The organism is Nocardioides sp. CPCC 206348, from assembly GCF_048654705.1.
In the GTDB taxonomy this organism is placed as follows: domain Bacteria; phylum Actinomycetota; class Actinomycetes; order Propionibacteriales; family Nocardioidaceae; genus Nocardioides.
The window spans coordinates 1-1998 of sequence record NZ_JBMCZA010000048.1; the positions used below are offsets into that span (position 1 = coordinate 1).

Sequence of the window (1998 nt, forward strand, 5' to 3'; positions counted from 1 at the left end):
ATCGTCATGGCGCGGCAGCTCCTCGCCGGCGTGCAGAGTGAGATCTGAGCCACACGCGGAAGCCTCGATCCATCGGATCCGATAGTCCGATTTCCCTGATTTCTAGCGGGTTCTGGGCCTTTGGTCCCGAATCACAAGTCTTGTCCGGACGCGTCGTAACCCCGCCTGCACTCGTCGGTTGGGGCTGGTGACGCGGCGCTCGCCGCACCATCACGTGGCTGTTTCTCGGGCGGCACCTGCACAGGGGGACAGATTCAGTGGGATCCACCAGGAAGACGCTCGCGCTCGGCGCCGCGGGCGCACTGCTCGTCACGGCCGGGCTGGCCAGTACGGCGGTGGCGGACGACGTCACCGCGACCAACACGGACTTCTTCGTCACCGACGCCGGGGTCAAGGAACTGACCGTGGTCCAGGGCGCGTCGGCAACGGTCCAGATGAAGTACGACACCACGAACGACGATGACAAGAACGGCTGCAACATCTCTGGTGTCGGGGGATCCCAGCTGGACCTCGCCGTTGCCTCCTCGTCCTCGGGTGTCACCTTCCAGGGCGGCCTGCCGGATCCCTTCGTGATCGAGAGCTGTGGTGGCGCCCCGTTCACGTTCACGCCCACTGCCCTGGGGCAGACCACCATCAGCTTCACGTTCGAGCGGGTCGTGGGTGGCTTCCAGGGCATCGGGAGCGACGACTTCGACGTCGAGGGCATGACCTTCACCGTCATCGTGGTCCCGGCGGACGACGTGGACCTCGACGGCGACGACGACGGCATCGATGACGCCGACGACAACTGCCCCGAGGTCTCCAACGCTGACCAGTCCGACCTCGACGACGACGCACTCGGCGACGCCTGCGACGCCAACACCTACGCCCCGGCCGTCGAGACGCAGGCTCCCGACGCCAGTGGCAACGAGGGCGACACGCTCGCGACGACCGGTTCCTTCAGCGACGCCGACGGCAACGACAGCCTCACCCTGACCGTGCCCGTGGGCACGCCGGGCACGTTCACCGACAACGGCGACGGCACCTTCGACTGGTCGCTCGCGACCGACGACGACGTCGCAGGCACCGTCACCGTCACCGCCGACGACAACGAGCACGCAACCGCGTCGCAGACCTTCGCCTTCGGGGCCTCGAACGTCGCGCCGACCGTCGAGGCGTCGGCCCTGGCAACGGCCGCCTGCACCGTTTCGCTGGGCGCGACCTTCACCGACCCGGGCGCCGCGGACACGCACAACGCGGTCATCACCTGGGGCGACGGCACGAGCGACTCGATCGACCCGGCTGCGTCCCCGCTGACCGCCGTTGCGCACACCTACGCCAGCAACGGGACCTTCGACGCGACCGTCACGGTCACCGACGACGACTTCGGTTCCGGCTCGGACTCGGTCGAGTTCGCCACCAAGGTCACGCCCAGTGCGATCCTGCAGCCCATCAACACCGTCGGCGCGCGGAGCGACTTCAAGATCGGTTCCACCATCCCGGTCAAGATCCGCGTCACCGGGTGCGACGGGGCCAACGTGTCGGGCCTGACCCCGACGGTGTCGCTCGCGAAGATCTCGACGCCGGACCCTGATGGCAGCGTCACCGAGGCGGCTGTCACCGCTCCGGCGACCAACGGTCTCGCGATGCGTTGGTCGAGCACGGACCTGCAGTACATCTACAACCTGTCCACGAAGGCTGCTCAGACGAGCGGCGGCGCCGCGCTTCCCGCCGGTTCCTACCGGGTGCGCGTGAGCGACCCGAGCTTCTACTCCACCCCGACGGCCGACTTCAACCTCAAGAAGTGACCGTCTGAGCTCGACGGCTCCACCGCGACGCGGGGCCTGGCCGAAAGGCCGGGCCCCGCGTTTCGTGCTGCTGGCGGTGCGCGCCTGGGTGGGCCGACGGTCATCCGTGTCCCGCGGGGTGGGAGGTGGGTAAAAAAATCTCCCGCCGGGACGTAACGCGAATCACTTTCTGCGGTTGAAGGCATATCCGACCATCGTGGGGAACTGCGTC

At 67.7% G+C, this 1998-nt stretch carries 1 protein-coding gene; it reads left to right on the plus strand.

Features of this window, described 5'->3' with window-relative positions; all coding sequences use genetic code 11:
• The first annotated feature begins 257 nt into the window (after positions 1-257).
• A complete protein-coding gene (locus ACOADB_RS01780; RefSeq protein ID WP_378596193.1) occupies positions 258-1787 on the plus strand; it encodes a PxKF domain-containing protein in 1530 nt (509 codons plus the stop codon).
• The last annotated feature ends 211 nt before the right edge of the window (positions 1788-1998 follow it).